Source organism: Pasteurella sp. WM03 (genome assembly GCF_004570945.1).
In the GTDB taxonomy this organism is placed as follows: Bacteria; Pseudomonadota; Gammaproteobacteria; order Enterobacterales; family Pasteurellaceae; genus Rodentibacter.
This window is the reverse complement of sequence record NZ_SPPO01000008.1, coordinates 17,700-33,819: the sequence shown is the minus strand read 5'-3', so window position 1 is coordinate 33,819 and position 16,120 is coordinate 17,700. Positions and strand designations below refer to the sequence as shown.

The 16,120-nt window shown below is 39.5% G+C and carries 16 protein-coding genes; 1 reads left to right on the top strand and 15 read right to left on the bottom strand.

Annotated elements, in window-relative coordinates:
* Nucleotides 1-3: 3 nt before the first annotated feature.
* The 8 genes from E4T92_RS08545 to sstT all read right to left on the bottom strand — a co-directional run bounded on the left by E4T92_RS08545 (nucleotide 4) and on the right by sstT (nucleotide 6,133).
* Entirely contained in the window at nucleotides 4-942 is a 939-nt protein-coding gene (locus tag E4T92_RS08545) for a DUF1266 domain-containing protein (RefSeq protein WP_167754035.1), read from the bottom strand.
* 214 nt (nucleotides 943-1,156) lie between these two features.
* The gene (locus tag E4T92_RS08540; RefSeq protein WP_135094271.1) at nucleotides 1,157-1,483 is read right to left on the bottom strand and encodes a hypothetical protein; all 327 of its coding nucleotides are present in this window, start codon (nucleotides 1,481-1,483) and stop codon (nucleotides 1,157-1,159) included.
* Between the two features lie 86 nt (nucleotides 1,484-1,569).
* Complete coding sequence (locus tag E4T92_RS08535; protein ID WP_135094270.1) at nucleotides 1,570-2,001, bottom strand: hypothetical protein; 432 nt, start codon at nucleotides 1,999-2,001, stop codon at nucleotides 1,570-1,572.
* A gap of 10 nt (nucleotides 2,002-2,011) precedes the next feature.
* Nucleotides 2,012-2,566: a molecular chaperone gene (locus E4T92_RS08530; RefSeq protein ID WP_135094269.1), complete on the bottom strand. Its 555-nt coding sequence runs from the start codon at nucleotides 2,564-2,566 to the stop codon at nucleotides 2,012-2,014.
* Nucleotides 2,563-3,174 carry an NAD(P)H-dependent oxidoreductase gene (locus E4T92_RS08525; RefSeq protein WP_135094268.1) on the bottom strand — a complete coding sequence of 204 codons (612 nt, stop codon included), beginning with the start codon at nucleotides 3,172-3,174 and terminating at the stop codon, nucleotides 2,563-2,565. The genes E4T92_RS08530 and E4T92_RS08525 overlap by 4 nt, the downstream gene beginning before the upstream one ends.
* Nucleotides 3,171-3,626, bottom strand: a complete 456-nt coding sequence (locus E4T92_RS08520) for an NfeD family protein (protein WP_135094267.1) — start codon at nucleotides 3,624-3,626, stop codon at nucleotides 3,171-3,173. The genes E4T92_RS08525 and E4T92_RS08520 overlap by 4 nt, the downstream gene beginning before the upstream one ends.
* 228 nt (nucleotides 3,627-3,854) lie before the next feature.
* On the bottom strand, nucleotides 3,855-4,769 hold the full coding sequence (locus tag E4T92_RS08515) for an SPFH domain-containing protein (protein ID WP_135094266.1): 915 nt from the start codon (nucleotides 4,767-4,769) through the stop codon (nucleotides 3,855-3,857).
* Nucleotides 4,770-4,888: 119 nt separating this feature from the next.
* Nucleotides 4,889-6,133, bottom strand: a complete 1,245-nt coding sequence (sstT, locus tag E4T92_RS08510; protein WP_135094265.1) for a serine/threonine transporter SstT — start codon at nucleotides 6,131-6,133, stop codon at nucleotides 4,889-4,891.
* A 262-nt stretch (nucleotides 6,134-6,395) separates the two neighbouring features.
* On the opposite strand from sstT, the gene E4T92_RS08505 reads away from it, so the two are divergent.
* Complete coding sequence (locus E4T92_RS08505) at nucleotides 6,396-6,842, top strand: S24 family peptidase (protein WP_135094264.1); 447 nt, start codon at nucleotides 6,396-6,398, stop codon at nucleotides 6,840-6,842.
* 100 nt (nucleotides 6,843-6,942) lie between these two features.
* Here the strand turns inward: E4T92_RS08505 and lpxM are convergent, their stop codons facing one another.
* The 7 genes from lpxM to seqA are packed head-to-tail and all read right to left on the bottom strand — an operon-like array spanning nucleotide 6,943 to nucleotide 16,064.
* On the bottom strand, nucleotides 6,943-7,899 hold the full coding sequence (lpxM, locus tag E4T92_RS08500) for a lauroyl-Kdo(2)-lipid IV(A) myristoyltransferase (protein ID WP_077541900.1): 957 nt from the start codon (nucleotides 7,897-7,899) through the stop codon (nucleotides 6,943-6,945).
* Between the two features lie 30 nt (nucleotides 7,900-7,929).
* A complete protein-coding gene (locus E4T92_RS08495) occupies nucleotides 7,930-8,697 on the bottom strand; it encodes a TSUP family transporter (protein WP_135094263.1) in 768 nt (255 codons plus the stop codon).
* A 29-nt stretch (nucleotides 8,698-8,726) separates the two neighbouring features.
* Nucleotides 8,727-9,587 (bottom strand): penicillin-insensitive murein endopeptidase, encoded by an 861-nt coding sequence (gene mepA / locus E4T92_RS08490; protein ID WP_135094262.1) that lies wholly within the window; start codon nucleotides 9,585-9,587, stop codon nucleotides 8,727-8,729.
* Between the two features lie 13 nt (nucleotides 9,588-9,600).
* Nucleotides 9,601-10,674 carry a chorismate synthase gene (aroC, locus tag E4T92_RS08485; protein ID WP_135094261.1) on the bottom strand — a complete coding sequence of 358 codons (1,074 nt, stop codon included), beginning with the start codon at nucleotides 10,672-10,674 and terminating at the stop codon, nucleotides 9,601-9,603.
* 17 nt (nucleotides 10,675-10,691) lie between these two features.
* The gene (gene mscK, locus E4T92_RS08480; RefSeq protein ID WP_135094260.1) at nucleotides 10,692-14,036 is read right to left on the bottom strand and encodes a mechanosensitive channel MscK; all 3,345 of its coding nucleotides are present in this window, start codon (nucleotides 14,034-14,036) and stop codon (nucleotides 10,692-10,694) included.
* A gap of 14 nt (nucleotides 14,037-14,050) precedes the next feature.
* Nucleotides 14,051-15,445: an o-succinylbenzoate--CoA ligase gene (menE, locus tag E4T92_RS08475; RefSeq protein ID WP_135094259.1), complete on the bottom strand. Its 1,395-nt coding sequence runs from the start codon at nucleotides 15,443-15,445 to the stop codon at nucleotides 14,051-14,053.
* A complete protein-coding gene (seqA, locus tag E4T92_RS08470; RefSeq protein WP_135094258.1) occupies nucleotides 15,414-16,064 on the bottom strand; it encodes a replication initiation negative regulator SeqA in 651 nt (216 codons plus the stop codon). Before seqA ends, menE begins: the two co-directional genes overlap by 32 nt.
* Nucleotides 16,065-16,120 lie beyond the last annotated feature (56 nt).

The window sequence follows — 16,120 nt, the reverse complement described above, 5'->3', positions numbered from 1 at the left end:
TTTTTAGTTTTCTTCATTATCAGGAAGTGAATCAAAATAGGTTCTTAATTCATCCAACGATGTGCCGGCAAGCGGACTATGCGGCGAGGAAATATATTGAGAAACAGCATAAACACGCTCTTGCAACATGTTGTATGCCAAGCTCGGTTTGGCATCATATAACCATGCGAGGTAGCTCACTAGGTAGGAATAGCCCAATTCATTCCAGTTGGCATAATTTGCTGCGGTAAACGCTGCCACATTACGGGAAATGGCACGCACTTCATCCGCCTCAATATAACCAGCAACATAACTATTACGCGCTATCCAAATTGTGCGAACCAAATCGAAACCGGAAACATTAATTTTCGCCGCATCAATTCCTTTTATATCAAAGCCCACTTCTTTCAATGATTGAATTAAATCCTCAGCGTGTGGATAAGCCATGATTGCCGTATCCGCTCCTTCAAGCGCACCGTTCCATAATCCGCTAATGGTTTCTCGAGCCTCTTCTGCGCTGTTAATATCCCAAGCGGTGGAAAGGGAAGATTTTACCGTTGACTCCGCCTCATTATAAATACCATAGAAATCATTTAGGGCAAGTGCATCGCTATACTTCACTTCCTTTTCAGGACGAATAAGAGGATCTTTTTTCAATACACCCTCGCCATCATCTTGCAAAACCTGTGAGCTTTCATAAAAACCATACACTAAAAATGCATATTTTTCTTCGTCATTCTGTAATGGTACTTTAGGTTCCAGCATGGTTAATAAGCCAAAAAATGGCTCGCCGATTTTTTGCTTCACCGCAGAAATATGCACCCAGCCCATAAATAATTTGCCTAAGCCAAAAAGGGCTAATAAAACAATGCCACTCCATAAGATCCATGCTTCTCCGGAAAGCGGAACAATATTTAAAAACGTGTTAGCAATGAGTGCCACGCTAAGTAACACTAAGACCACACCTTTTGCTTGCGAAACTCTTCCTTTTTTAAATCCTGAGATTTTAATTCTGATGCAATACTCATCATATTTTCCTTATTTTGATTAAACATTAAATAAACATTATATTTATTCTACAAAGCAAAGCAAAGCAAAGCAAAGCAAAGCAAAGCAAAGCAAAGCAAAGCAAAGCAAAGCAAAGCATTTTCAGTGTAATTGAATATTTATTAAACAATCATTTTTTATTTCGTTTTAATTTCTTACAAAAATAACGCCATAACTTCGGGCAAAGCACATACCATTGAAAATAAAAAATAATAATGGCAATAATCCCCATTAATTCTATTGCAATCGGCTCAAGGAAGTTTGGAAGAAGAAAAGAAAAAATAACAAGGGCGAGATAACCCAATGGAAAAGTCAGCCAAAGAAGTCCGAGAAAATAACCAATATGGGCTTCTGCAGGATTCACTATTTCTTCCGCAAGAATAAAATGAAAATATAAAACCGTCAAAGCCATAAGAAAGAGCGGTATAAAAATAAGAAGTTTTTTCCATTTAGCCATTATTACTTTTCCAACTCATTTATCATTGCCGTGAGATCGGGTTAAATATTCCAAAATAAGCTTAGGTAATATGAATAATTTATTATTCACAGATTAATTTTTTCGCATGTGAGACTTTTTATATAATTCCCCCAAAAAATAGATAAAATGAGGTAAAACATAGCAATAAAGAAAAGAAAATCAAAAATAAAATGATTTTCTTTAAAGCATTTTCTTAAAATGACATTTCGTAATTTAGGGTAAAGCACATACCATTGGAAATAAAAAGCACCGATAGCAACAATGCCCATTAGCCCAGCCACAACCGGATTAAAGGAACTGTTGCCACCAAAACCGAAGAGGGAAAAAACAACAAAGACAAAAGAACCAAAGGGAAAAGTCAGGTAAAAAAGCAAAAGGAAATAAGCGATATAGGCTTCCCCATCATGCTTATCCCCATTTTCAATAATCATATAGAAATATAAAGAACCACTACCGTCCAAAGAAAGAGCGGTATAAAAGCAAAGACTTTTTTCCACTTAGTCATCATTATTCTTCCAACTCATCCGCCATTGCCGCTAAAATTTCACGGGTTAAATAGGCTAAAGAACGATAAAACGGCAAGGTAGCATAGGTTTCTACTTGAGTGAGAAATTTCGCAGCACAAGGCAATAAAAAAGCTTCAAAAAACGCTCGCTGGGCAGAAATGGAATCAACGTTATCTTCTAACCAAGAAGCTGTTAGCAAAAGTAACGCAAAATGATCCGCACTTTCTACTTCCGGCATAGCACGCTCGTCACGAAAAGCGATAAAATCCGCTAAATCAATATCATAAGCTGAAATTGCTGTGGTGACATGACCTTCCGATCCAAACAATTTTTGGTATGCTTCATTTAACAAGGTAAGGTCAATTTTTAACTGGAGATTACCTAACGCGGCTTGACTTTCCTTATCCGCGTCTAACGCCCACACTTGGTTTAAGCCTTTTTGTTGCAACCAATCAAAAACACCGGCAAGTACCGGATCGGTCGGAGCACGATAAAATAAATTGCCAAATAAACGGCTAACTAAAGAAAAATTATTCAGTGTTTTTTCTGTGCTCATACTACTTTTCCATTTAAAAGTGCGGTCAATTTTTCCTTTGTTTTTTGCTCAACGACATCAAGCATTGCACGGCGCGCTGCATCATCAATTAAATGAAGATCGCCAAATAACTCATAGGTCACATTTTCAATGCCACAGTAATTAAACAAACCGTTCACGAGGCAATGATCAAGAGATTTATCAATACCAAATTCTTTATACTTCTCCACATTACTACCAAGCGTGATGAATTGTTGCATTTGCTTCCCTTTCAGCAAACCAACGGATTCTCCATTTTCGGTTTTATAAGCAAATCCATGGCTTAACACCCTATCTAAATAGCCCTTTAAAATCGCTGGAAACCCCATCCACCAAAGGGGGTAAACAAGGGTGATTAAATCCGCTTGGCGAATCAGGTCATGTTCATATTTCACTTCTTCGGGAATAGTGCCAGTATTCACGGCTTTTAGCTCTTCAAAAGAAATGATCGGATTAAAATCCAAGGTATAGAGATCACGAAATTGGGTTTCCACGCCAAGGCTTTGGCTGGTTTTCTCCACACAATCCGCCACTGCCCGCCCAAAGCTACCTTTAGAATTCGGATGCGCAAAAATAATAAGATGATTCATTCTGTTACCTTTTCAACAATCAGCGTGATACCTTCTACACGCACAACTTTTACAAGAGCATTCATGACGAGATGTTCGCCTTGAATACGCCAAGTGGTATCGCCAAACGCACCACGTCCAATACCGTTTATAGCGATTTCCTGCACGATACCCTGCTTACCAACCATCGCATGATCACGCTGATTTAAGGAGGTTTTAGCCTGATCCTGACGATCTTTATTATGCTGATATTTCCACCAAGCGAACGATAAAATACAAGCTAAAACGCCATAAAAAATCGCTAATCCGACTAGCGAAAAAGCAGGAAAAAGAAATTGCACAAGTGCTGTGACTAAAGCGGCCAAGCCCCACCAAAGTAAAAATACGCCGGGAGCGACCACTTCAGCAATTAATAATACAAAACCTAAAACCAACCAATGCCATAATGTCCATGTGGTCAACCATTCTGCCATATTGCCTCCTCTGATGGAAAAAGTGCGGTCAATTTCAACTGCACTTTGAAAAGTTAACGATATTATGTAGCAGTTGCACAAATCTGTTTTTTGGTTAGCTTGCAGGGACACACTGAGTGTGTCCGAATGGAATAATTTGATTTTATAACTGACACTCTCGGTGTCTCCCTACCTATCTTTGAAATTTTTATTTTAATGCACTTTCTACATAGTATCGAAAATTAACGTTTAAACTTTTTTATCGCCTTTTAATAATTCCGCAATACCTGCCACAGAACCGATTAAGTTGCCTGCTTCTAACGGCATTAGTACCACCTTGCTATTTTGTGCACCACCAATTTCTTTTAAAGCTTCCGTGTATTTTTGTGCAATGAAATAATTGATCGCTTTGGTATCACCACTTGCGATGGCTTCAGAAACCATTTGTGTAGCCTTTGCCTCCGCCTCTGCGGCACGTTCTCGGGCTTCCGCCTGCAAGAAAGCTTCTTGTCGTTCCCCTTCGGCTTTTAAAATACGTGCTTGTTTTTCCCCTTCCGCACGTAAAATTTCCGCTTGTCGAATCCCCTCGGCTTCTAACACTTCCGCACGTTTATTCCGTTCGGCTTTCATTTGCGCATTCATGGAATCGATCAATTCACGAGGCGGACGAACATCACGAATTTCAATACGGGTCACTTTAATCCCCCACGGATTCGTTGCTTCATCAACAATCGCAAGCAAACGACCATTAATGGAATCACGTTGTGATAACATTTCGTCCAATTCCATAGATCCTAGTACGGTACGAATATTTGTCATGGTTAAATTAATAATCGCTTGTTCAAGATGATTCACTTCATAAGCGGCACTGCGTGCATCAATGACTTGGACAAAGCACACCGCATCAATAGCAACATTAGCATTATCTTTAGAAATGACTTCTTGTGAAGGAATATCCAACACTTGTTCCATCATATTAATTTTTCGACCGACACGATCCACAAAAGGCACAACGATATTCAAACCCGGCATTAATGTACGTGTATATCGCCCAAAACGTTCAATCGTCCAATTATATCCCTGTGGGACAGTTTTAATCGTTGAAAATAAGATAACAATAATGAGCGCAAGAAAGACGAATGTCGCTAGGGTTAATCCATCCATTTGATGTTCTCCATCTGGTTTTAAACGAAAAAAGTCTAACAAACTAGACCGCACTTTGTATAGCGAAATCTAAGCCAGAAAAATAAAGGCGGATTTTCGCCCGCCTTATAAAAATTGAATTATGCGTTATTTTTACGCTCTTCTTCCATACATACTGCTGCTGTAAATAAAACATCGGTTGATGAATTCAATGCGGTTTCAGTCGAATCTTGCAAAATACCGATTACAAAACCGACACCAATCATTTGCGCTGCTACATCATCAGAAATACCGAATAAGCTACAGGCTAATGGGATAAGTAGTAAAGAGCCACCAGCAACACCTGATGCACCGCAAGCACAGAGTGCCGCAACCACACTTAATACCACCGCGCTGACAAAGGAAACTTCTATACCTAGCGTATGCACCGCTGCTAACGTTAATACGGTAATAGTAATAGCGGCACCCGCCATATTGATATTCGCACCCAATGGAATTGCCACTGAATAGGTTTCTTCATCAAGATTTAAACGTTTAGCTAAACCAATATTGACCGGAATGTTTGCTGCTGAGCTACGGGTGAAAAATGCCGTTACACCACTTTCACGCACACAAGTCCAAACCAATGGATACGGATTCTGGCGAATTTTCCAGTAAACTAAAATCGGATTAAGAACAAATGCAGTAAAGAGCATTGCACCAATTAAGACCGCTAGTAAATGAATATAACCGCCTAAAGCTGCTAACCCCTTATCAGATAAGGTTTCTGCAACCAAACCAAAGACCCCAAAAGGCGCAAACGAAATAATAACGTGGACAATTTTAGAAATGCCCTCTGCAAAATCTGCCACCACTTGTTTTGTTGTGTCAGAGGCATGGCGAAGTGCCAATCCCAACCCGATTGACCAAGCCAATACACCAATAAAGTTGGCTTTAAAAATCGCATTTAATGGGTTATCCACCACATTAAGCACCAAGGTTAATAATACCTGAGCAACAGATTGTGGCGCAGAAGTCACATCTTCTTTTACCGATAATGCCACTTCTGAAGGGAAAAGCGTACTCGCAATCACAGCGGCTAATGCAGCTAAGAATGTCCCCAAAAGATAAAGCACAATAATCTCTTTCATATTGCTCTTTGAGCCAACCTTTTTATTCGCCAATGCAGCCATAACGAGGAAGAAAATCAAAATTGGCGCAACGGCTCGAAGTGCTTTGACAAAAATTTGCCCTAACACACCAATATTTGATGCAAGATCGAAACCAAATGTTTGTTCAATGCTTGGGTTAACTAACGCAATGAGGATCCCGAGGATAAGACCAATGGCAATTCGTTTGACTAAACTACCTTGAAAAAGAAAATGAAATAAACGTGATGTATTCATAATAAATTTAAATAAAAGTATGGTTAAACTTCAGATCATGGCTGATCCACCTAAGCAAACTAAAGATAGCTTAAATTCTATCTAAAAGAAAACCTTTTCTTTCATTTTTTGTCATGGGTTCATCATTTCTAGCTATTCATTATATTTTTTCTAAAATTTTGCTTGATAAAAAAATTTTTTCTATCCAGTGTTGACAACCTGTATAAAACAACAGTATATTTTACCTGTACAAAAAAACATGACTTAACCAAGGAAAAACAAGATGATGAACTACGCAAATACCGTTACCCAAAATAAGATGACGTTTTCTTATCATCCAATGCCATTCTTTAACGATATTGAAAAAAGATCAAAATTCAGTAAAAAACTTGATTTAAATCTCTATTGTATCAAGCGTCCACAACAAACTTGCTTTATTCGTGTAACGAATCCCAATATGCTTGCTTGGGGGATTGAACAAGGTGATATGCTGATTGTTGAAAAAAATGATCGTATTTCTGTTGGTGATCTTGTTGTACTAGAAAGTGAAAATGAATTTCATCTCTATGAGTTTATTACTCATCATGATGAATTTATTTTTATGGCTTTGGATTCTCAAATGCAAAATATCAAAACGAAAGATTGGGCGTCACTACCGATTATTGGAACCGTAACAAATACAATCCACCAAATTCAGCCAAAACGTCATACTCTAGAATTCTCAGCTTAATCTAAGCTATGTAGCAATTTTTTGTCACTAATACCGATACCCCCCCACACAGTCCCTAGAAAAAGTGCGGTTAAAACTGACCGCACTCTTGTTACATCAACTAATCATAAAGATCATCACCATCTTTACGTGTTCTTAATAATTGTAAAATCCAAACATATTGTTCTGGGGTTGGGGTGACAAAAGATTCAATTTCTTCATTCATTGCCCGAGCTGATTTTTCAGGTTCATCACTCAGCGCCATGGCAGAGTGAATTTCTATTTCATACCTACCGCTTTTGGCGTTATAGCGAGGAAACATTGGAATCACAACGGCTTTAGCAAGTTTTGCCATTTTATTTAGCCCCGGTAGGGTTGCTTTATAAGTAGCAAAAAAATCAACAAATACACTTTGTTCTGCACCAAAATCTTCATCGGGCAAATAATAGCCCATTTCTCCTTGACGGACACTCGTCAAAAAAGGCTTAATTCCATTTTGACGGGCGTGCATTTTCCCGCCAAAACGCTGACGGACGATTGTCCACAACCAATCCACTAAAGGATTACGATGTGGGTTATACATAGAAGTCATAGGCATTCCATGTGTATGTAGAATAATACCGGAAGCATCAATCGCCCAGCCGTGCGGTACCATTAAAATAATGTTATTACCCGCTTCCTTTGCATTTCGGATATGCTCAATACCAATAAATTCACTGCGTTTTTGCAAATGTTTTTTAGAACGAACGGCAATTTCACCAATGCCAAACATCACTTGTGCGACTACGGCAAACATTTCATCAATAACGTGCTCTCGCTGCTGTTCTGTCCACTTCGGAAAACAATAGCTCAAATTAATTTGAGCACGCTTACGCTGTTTCTTTGCCTTATGCCCAATCCATACACCTAATTTTGCTGCAAATTTATCGCGCAAACGAAATGGTATAAATGCTAATAAAAGCAAAAGGAAAATACCTAACCAAATACCCCAATATTTTGGTTTTAAATACGACCACGAAAAGTGCGGTTCATAGCCCACTCGCGCAGTTAAACGAATATTTTGCTGAGAATCTGTCATATTAAAAACAATGGCGGAATTAACCGCACTTTAAATATTAAACCAACCTTGATCGTATGCCATTTTTGCAGTCATCAAAAACGACATAACAACTACCATAGGGCGAATAAGCGTTTTACCTTTTGTCATCACCATTTTAGCGCCCAAATTTGCCCCAATCATGCCTCCCACCATCATCACGATTCCTACAATCCACAAAATTTGTCCACCGGCTAAGAAAAGCAAGAAAGAAGCAAGGTTCGAGGTAAAGTTCATCACCTTTGCATGTGCCGTCGCTTTCGCAAGATTGAAACCTAATAACGTGACGCAAGCCAAACTCATAATCGAACCGGTTCCAGGTCCAAAAAAGCCATCGTAGAACCCCAAAAATGGGCTAATCGCCAAACCAAAAACAACATAAGTTAAACGTTGTTTACGATCTTTATCTCCCAATTTAGGCGTAAAGAGAAAATACAATCCAATTGCTAAAATTAAAAATGGCAAAATTTTCTTAAAAACTGAGACATCAAGCAATTGAATCAAGATTGTGCCTAAAGCCGATCCGATGAAAACACAGAGTAGGATAAACCAAACTTCCCGTAAATTGACCGCTCTTTTACGTAAAAAATAGAGACTGGCAGAAAATGCGCCTCCCATCGCTTGTAATTTATTTGTCCCCAATGCCACAGCCGGTGGCATCCCCGTCATAAGCAGGGCTGGAATGGTAATCAAGCCGCCTCCGCCTGCAATCGCATCAATAAATGCGGCAACAAATGCCACAACAAATAATATTGCTAAAATATCAACGCCCAATTCCATACCATGCACTCTATGATTTGCCTATAAAATTATTCTAACCATTCACTTCGATTTGGCGAAGTCAATATTTGTTGGCATAAAAAGGGTTCAGGCGGTAAAACTTTTGGCTTATTTGAGCCCGTACTTGGTTTTGCAGGTTCAAACCAAGAATAAAGTTCATCACCACACCCATCACCAGACGGAACCGGTGCTTGATCTTCACAATGAACAGCCTCTGCAGGACATTTTAAACGGACATGAAAATGTGAATCATGCCCAAACCAAGGACGAATTTTGTGTAACCAACTACGATCATTACCTGCTGTTTGACATAATTTAAGCTTAATTGCCGGATTTACAAAAATACGGGTCACGCCATGATCCTGAGCCGCAAGCTTAATCAATGTTGCATGGTGATGATTCCATACCCGCTCATCAACCCGTTGTGCTTTTCTATCAACCACTAACAAGCCCTTCCCATCTGAATTTAATGCATCTGCATCGGACATTTCGCCCATGCGTAACCAAATATCCGCATCTAATCCTATTTGATGGCTAGCGTGTCCGGTCAGGAAACGCCCTCCACCCGGCATAGCAATATCCCCTACAAGCATTGTTGGTAATCCTGCAACTTTCGCTCTTTCCCCCAAACGTTTGAGATATTTAATCATCTCAGGATGGCCATAATAGCGGTTACGATTCATTCGGATAACTTGATAGCCATCCCCCTTAGACGGTAAAGCTTCAGCCCCAATAATACAACCGTTAGAATAACTTCCAATTGGCTGTGCCTTTCCGCTCTCACTGGGAATAGGGCGTTTAATTTGCTGCCAATCTTGTGGAGAAGACTGCACGCTTAAAGAAAAAAGTACGGTTAAAATAATCGAAGTTTTTAATACGATTTTATTCATTTCACTCGCCTTGCTACTTACATTGTGCCTTAAAACGTAATAAGTGATCCAATAACACAATGGCAACCATCGCTTCCGCAATAGGTACGGCACGAATTCCCACGCAAGGATCATGGCGACCCTTTGTCACCACCTCCACTGCTTCGCCATCAAGGTTCACAGAACGTCCGGGGATCGTAATGCTTGAAGTCGGTTTCAATGCAATGGTGGCAATAATCGGCTGACCGGAGCTAATCCCGCCTAAAATACCGCCTGCGTGATTACTCTCAAAACCATTTGGTGTTATTTCGTCACGATGCTGACTACCACGTTGTCCCACCACCGCAAAACCATCGCCAATTTCTACGCCTTTCACGGCATTAATTCCCATCAAGGCATGAGCCAAATCGGCATCCAAGCGATCAAATACAGGTTCACCTAAACCAACCGGCACATTTTCAGCAATCACCGTGAGTTTCGCACCGATGGAATCCCCTTCTTTTTTCAGCGCTCGGATTAATTCATCAAATTTTTCAACCGCACTTTCATCAGGGCAAAAGAAAGGATTACTCTCCACAGTTTCCCAATTAATTTTCTCAACCGTTTGTGGTGCAATTTTCACCTCGCCGATTTGACTTAAAAACCCCCGTACTTCAATTCCAAATTGTTCCCTCAGGTATTTTTTCGCAATCGCGCCGGCTGCGACCCTCATAGCCGTTTCACGTGCGGAAGAACGTCCGCCACCACGGTAATCACGAATGCCGTATTTTTGTTGATAAGTAAAATCGGCGTGTCCGGGACGGAAACGATCTTTAATTTCACCATAATCTTGAGAACGCTGATCCGCATTTTTAATGATCATTCCAATGCTTGTACCGGTGGTTTTTCCTTCAAATACACCGGATAAAATTTGCACTTCATCTGCTTCCCGACGTGCCGTGGTATAACGAGATGTACCGGGTTTACGGCGATCTAAATCAGGCTGAATATCCGCTTCAGACAGCGTCATATTAGGTGGGACACCATCTACAATACAACCGAGTGCAATACCATGAGATTCGCCAAAAGTTGTTACACGGAAAAGTTGTCCTATTGTATTACCTGCCATATTTTACCTCTCATACTCTACGACTTTTTCTTAGATAATGTTGTTGCATTAACATCAACGAACGGAATTTCTTCACCGGTATCATTATTTTTAATAAAGACATCAAGCTGATTGAACGCAATATCAATATTATTTTCAGCAAAGAGTTCATTGATACGGCGATTAAGTCCATCCGTTGTATTGGTTCGATCGGATATTTGCCCCACATAAACACGTAATTCGTGATCCAATGTGCTTGCACCAAAGGACAAAAATAGCGCTCTCGGTTCAGGATCTTTTAATACGGCCGGTTGCTCATTTGCCGCTTGAAGGAGTAATTTTTTCACTAACTCTAAATCTGAACCGTAAGCGACTCCAACCGTCACAACCAAGCGGGTCATCGTACTGGAAAGCGCCCAGTTAATTACCTGACCGGTCACAAAAGATTTATTTGGTACGATCACTTCTTTACGATCAAAATCAATCAAAGTAATCGCACGAATACGAATTTTTGCAACCGTTCCACTCACCCCGTTGATTGTCACAGTATCCCCGACTCGAATCGGGCGTTCAAATAATAAGATAATACCGGAAACAAAGTTTGCAAAAATTTCCTGCATACCAAAACCAAGTCCCACGGAAAGTGCGGCAAATAACCATTGTAATTTTGACCAAGACATCCCTAGCGTAGCAAATGCCCACGCCCCACCAATCGCAATGATGGTATAAGTTAATAATGTCGTAATAGTGTAGGGCGTACCTTGCGATAATTTCAGACGAGAGAAAAGCATCACTTCCAGAATACCGGAAATATTTCGTACCAAAACATAAGTAATCACGACAATGATCATCGCGACCAGTAGATTGAAGAGCGTGATACTTTCTGTCACATTTGCGCCATCAACAACAGAAACCTGTTTCCATAATGTAATATCACGTAGGTAGCTTGCTACGGTAATGAGATCCGACCATACAAAGTAGAAAATTGCAAATAGCGCCGTCCAAATAAAGAGATCGGCAAAACGTAATAACTGGCTTCTAACTTCATTTAACGCTAATCCTTCCTCTTGATCAGTCATCACAACCACATCATCGGAAGGTGAACCATCGTTAAATTCTTCTGCTTTTTGTTTCTGTTTTTCAATTAAGCGACGATGAGCCAAACGGCGCGAAGATACTGTAATTCCCCGATAAATTACATGACGTAAAATAAACCAAACACACCAAGCAATATAGGAACTAATAAGATGTTGAATTAAATTCAACACCGTATAGTAGTAGCCTAATGCCACTAAGATAATAAATCCAATTGGCGTGATCTGTAACAAGATTTGGATTACTTTTACAATGACATTATTATGTTGTGACTGGTGTTCTTCATAAGCACGCAGCGCTCGATTAAAACGAGGCGCAATAATCACAACACAAAAAATAAGCGCTGCAATTGTATTTAATTCACCTAAAACATCGTTGGCTAACCCGTTATCCATCACATTGCTAAATACCGAGGTATTTAATAGCAGAACAACGGCAATGATAATCCGTTTTACCACACCGCGAAACTTTTCCGCATCCTCTTGGGCAAAACCAAAATGACGTACAAAAATACCATTTGGACGAAAAATCGCGAACCATACATTAAAGAACCACCAATAACCGGCCATTCGGAATGACCAATCCCAGAATTCTTGCGGATTACGAAAGAAGAAAAATCCAATTAATTGGCAGATTGCTAAAAACCAAAGTGTGCCGGACAAATTTAACAAAACAGTTAATATCAACGCCATCGGCGTATGCCATTGTGTATCGGATCGAAGCGTATTGATTTCACCGTTAATCATCGCCAAGCGTTGTTTAATTCTTGGTTTGAATTTAAAAATTGCACCGCCAATGACTAAAAGGATAAATGCATAAGTCAATAGAGAAGGTAAATTGTCATAATTAGTGGGAAATCCTAAATGCTTTACCATTCCGTTAAACTGTGCACTTAACGATTTTGGCAACATCTCCAACCAACTCAAATTAATCGGATTGTTACTTTTCACCCAAAAACTTTGCTGCTCCAATTTTGATCCAATTTGATCACTAATTTGTGTAATTTGTTGCTGGGTTAATTCTAAAGAAATCGCTAAATTGAGTTGGTTATTTAATGACTTAATGAGATCTGAACCCATTTTACGGCGTTCGGTTAATAAAGTTATTAACTGTGTTTTTTCCGCTGCCGTAAAAGTTTGGTTTTCATCCGACTCAACTTTTTTAATATAAGTATCAAGATCATACAGCTCATTACGACGTTGCGTAATATCAAAAATCTGTACACGTAAATCTGCTATTTGCTTTGATAAACCTTGAATATTTAGATTAGTGGGTAATTTTTGTTTCTGTTGTTGAATAATACGAGAAAGCACTAATGTCCCTTGTAACGCACTAATTTGCTCATTAATGGTGCGTTGCGTTTGTGTCAAATTATCTAACACATTACGCATTCTAAGCTCATCTTGCGTTAAGGTATTTGTTTTTTCCGTCTGTTCTAATAAAAATTGACTTAACTGAGCATTAAGCTCCAATACTTTCTGAATGTAATCATTTTTAACCGCACTTTGCTGCTGTTGCTGAGCCTGTTCCACTTTATCTTGCGTTTGTTCAAGATTTTTTTGATTAATCGCCTCTTGTACTGCCGCAATTTGCTGTTGCTGAAGTTGCTGTTTCACACTCAATAAGTCATAACGGCTTTGATAAAGTAAGGAAAGCTGATCACTGTTTTTTAACAACGTTTGGCTATAATTATTTTTAAGTTCAATCAGCTGTAATTCCAGCTGGTATTGCTGTTGTAATACACTATCTAACGAACTATCGGAAAGTTTCTGATTTAACGTTTGGCTACGTTTTAAATTATCCGCCAATGCAGTTTGTGCTCGTTCTGACACAGCACTCTGTCCCGCCACCAAGGCATTCGCAACATTTAACTCGCTTTGAGTATCTTGCTGTTGGGCATTCAGTTTACTCAGTGTTTCCTGTAAATTATCTAATGCGGTTTCCTTATAATTATCAGGTTTCTCCTGCCCTAAATTTTTCTTAAGGTTCTGTAAATCCGTATTATTTTTTTGAATTTCCGCATCGGCTCGATTCAGCGTATCATCGAGTGTGTCATTCGTTTTTTGCTGTGTTTGAATTTGCTCTAGCAAATCAAGAGAGGTTTGCAATTGATCAATACGTGCTTTTTTAAGCTCCGCATCATCAATTTTTTGTGCGGCCTCCAAATCCAATTTTAAACTTTGCTCAGTTGGTGAAGATTTTGTCTGTTCCGCCATAACAGAATGAGGCAAAGCCAATCCCATTACAAGGCTTACAGAAAGTGCGGTTAAAAAACGTGGTAATTTCATATTCTTCCTATTCATCATAGTTTTTCTGTGCTAAACCATTGGGTCAGCACCTTACGGGAAATTTTAATTGCCCCCGATTGTAAATTTTGAGGCAATGGATAATAAGCGATCGGTTGCTTAAATCGTGCTAAATGTTCTTGTAAAAAAATGCGTAGTTTTTCGACCGCACTTTCCGTGAAGTGTTCATAAAATTCAAGGACAGCAATCGGTCTTGCGCCAAACTCTGAATCCTTTTTTGGCAAAACAAATACTTGTTTCACCCAATTTGATTGCAATATCACGCCTTCAATTTCTTCCGGCTGAATATTTTCACCACCGGAAATAAACATATTATCTAAACGCCCCACAACGACTAATTCATTATTTTGCCAAATCCCCTTATCTTTTGTTTGTAGCCAACCTTGTTGATTCGTGAGAGGAATAATTTCCCCCTTCTTCCAATAACCTAATGCCAGCCCCGCGCCTTTCAACCAAATTTCCTCATTCACCAGTTGAAATTCACGTCCTAAAAGTGGTTGCCCAACACCGGGTAAATGATCCGACAATTTAGCACAAATTGTTGATGCCATTTCCGTCATACCATATCCGTTGTAAGCTTGGATACCATATGCACGAATTGATTGAGTCAACATTAGTGGAATATGCGTCCCACCTAATAAGATATGGCGGGTTTTAAAATGGGCTTGGGGGTGCTGAACGAGATAATCAAGCAAACGTTGAAGCTGTGTTGGCACTAATGACACATGGGTTGTTTGTAATAATGATTGATAAAAATCGCTTTGTGGAAAATGTAATTCCCCACCACAAAGTAACCAACGCCAAACAATCCCCTGCCCTGAAACGTGATATAAAGGTAATGACAATAACCAAGATTGCGATGAATCAAAGTGCATTAATTGACACACGCCACGAGCATTATCCAAATGCGATTGAATATGATGCACGACCGCCTTAGGCAATCCACTCGATCCTGATGTCAAGGTCATAGTTGCCGGGCGAAAAAAATCAGCCTGAGGAAATTCTACCGATGAATGTCCATCAGGAATATCCAATAAATCCTCATCAAATAAACATAAATCAATGTCGTATTCACGGCACAATTCATTAATTTTATCTTTTGGAAATGCAGGATTTACCCCCAGAATTTTGGCACCAATCTGAATTGTTGCAAGATAAAGAAAAAGGATCGATTCAGTATTTTTGCTACAAAAAGCAACTGCACTTTCTGATGTCAGCCCCCGAGATTGTAAAAATACCGCTGTTTGATTGATCTTTTCCCCAATCTCTCCCCAAGTAAAAACATCACCCTGCGATGAACGCAAGGCGATTTTATCTCGGTATTGAAGTGTATTGGCAAGTCGTTGCCAAGGAAAAAATTTAGTTACTGACAAAATAGGTTCGCACTTCATCAATCAAGCTTTCCGGCAAATCCATGGATTGCATCGCCCCCTCTAACATCAACATTTTCCGACCACTATTCGTATTAGTTATAACCCAATAGGGCGTATCCGGAATTTGTTTCGGCTTGGTATGATTCCCCGCCATTAACAATGTTGCTTCATCACGTGCAAAGTAAACACGGGTACGACCTTGTAAGGATTCCGTCGCCTGTGCAAAACTTTCCGGATTGGTACGGTAAAGCACGCGTAAAATCGCTAAAAAACGCACAACAGCTTTTGTTTCTTCCTTAAATTCTGAAGAACTTAATAAAGCACGAACATTATCCGAGATCCGGCTAATCGCTGTCTCCGACTGTTTTCTCGCTGTTTTCAACTGTGTTAGATCTTTCGATGTCGGCTCAGCCTGGATTTGAGATACATTAGCCTGTTTCATCTCTTTGGGTAAAACAACATCAGATTTAACCGCACTTTTGTTTGTTTCATCAAAGGAAACAAAATCCAAGGTACGACTTGGATTTGCAGGTAAATTCAGCAAACGGCGAAGAATATCGGAAGCACTTTCACCAATAGACTGGGTTTGTTTTGCAATGTATTGGTATAACTCTTCATCAACTTCAATAATCTTCATTTTTATTTCTCCCTTTGCTAAAATTCTTGCCATTATAACGATTTCTCAACGAATTC

Excerpts from the sequence above, each read along its gene's own strand:
- E4T92_RS08540 (WP_135094271.1), bottom strand. The coding sequence starts at position 1,483 with ATGGCTAAATGGAAAAAACTTCTTATTTTTATACCGCTCTTTCTTATG.
- E4T92_RS08530 (WP_135094269.1), bottom strand. The coding sequence starts at position 2,566 with ATGAGCACAGAAAAAACACTGAATAATTTTTCTTTAGTTAGCCGTTTA.
- E4T92_RS08525 (WP_135094268.1), bottom strand. The coding sequence starts at position 3,174 with ATGAATCATCTTATTATTTTTGCGCATCCGAATTCTAAAGGTAGCTTT.
- E4T92_RS08520 (WP_135094267.1), bottom strand. The coding sequence starts at position 3,626 with ATGGCAGAATGGTTGACCACATGGACATTATGGCATTGGTTGGTTTTA.
- E4T92_RS08515 (WP_135094266.1), bottom strand. The coding sequence starts at position 4,769 with ATGGATGGATTAACCCTAGCGACATTCGTCTTTCTTGCGCTCATTATT.
- sstT (WP_135094265.1), bottom strand. The coding sequence starts at position 6,133 with ATGAATACATCACGTTTATTTCATTTTCTTTTTCAAGGTAGTTTAGTC.
- E4T92_RS08505 (WP_135094264.1), top strand. The coding sequence starts at position 6,396 with ATGATGAACTACGCAAATACCGTTACCCAAAATAAGATGACGTTTTCT.
- lpxM (WP_077541900.1), bottom strand. The coding sequence starts at position 7,899 with ATGACAGATTCTCAGCAAAATATTCGTTTAACTGCGCGAGTGGGCTAT.
- E4T92_RS08495 (WP_135094263.1), bottom strand. The coding sequence starts at position 8,697 with ATGGAATTGGGCGTTGATATTTTAGCAATATTATTTGTTGTGGCATTT.
- mepA (WP_135094262.1), bottom strand. The coding sequence starts at position 9,587 with ATGAATAAAATCGTATTAAAAACTTCGATTATTTTAACCGTACTTTTT.
- aroC (WP_135094261.1), bottom strand. The coding sequence starts at position 10,674 with ATGGCAGGTAATACAATAGGACAACTTTTCCGTGTAACAACTTTTGGC.
- mscK (WP_135094260.1), bottom strand. The coding sequence starts at position 14,036 with ATGAAATTACCACGTTTTTTAACCGCACTTTCTGTAAGCCTTGTAATG.
- menE (WP_135094259.1), bottom strand. The coding sequence starts at position 15,445 with ATGAAGTGCGAACCTATTTTGTCAGTAACTAAATTTTTTCCTTGGCAA.
- seqA (WP_135094258.1), bottom strand. The coding sequence starts at position 16,064 with ATGAAGATTATTGAAGTTGATGAAGAGTTATACCAATACATTGCAAAA.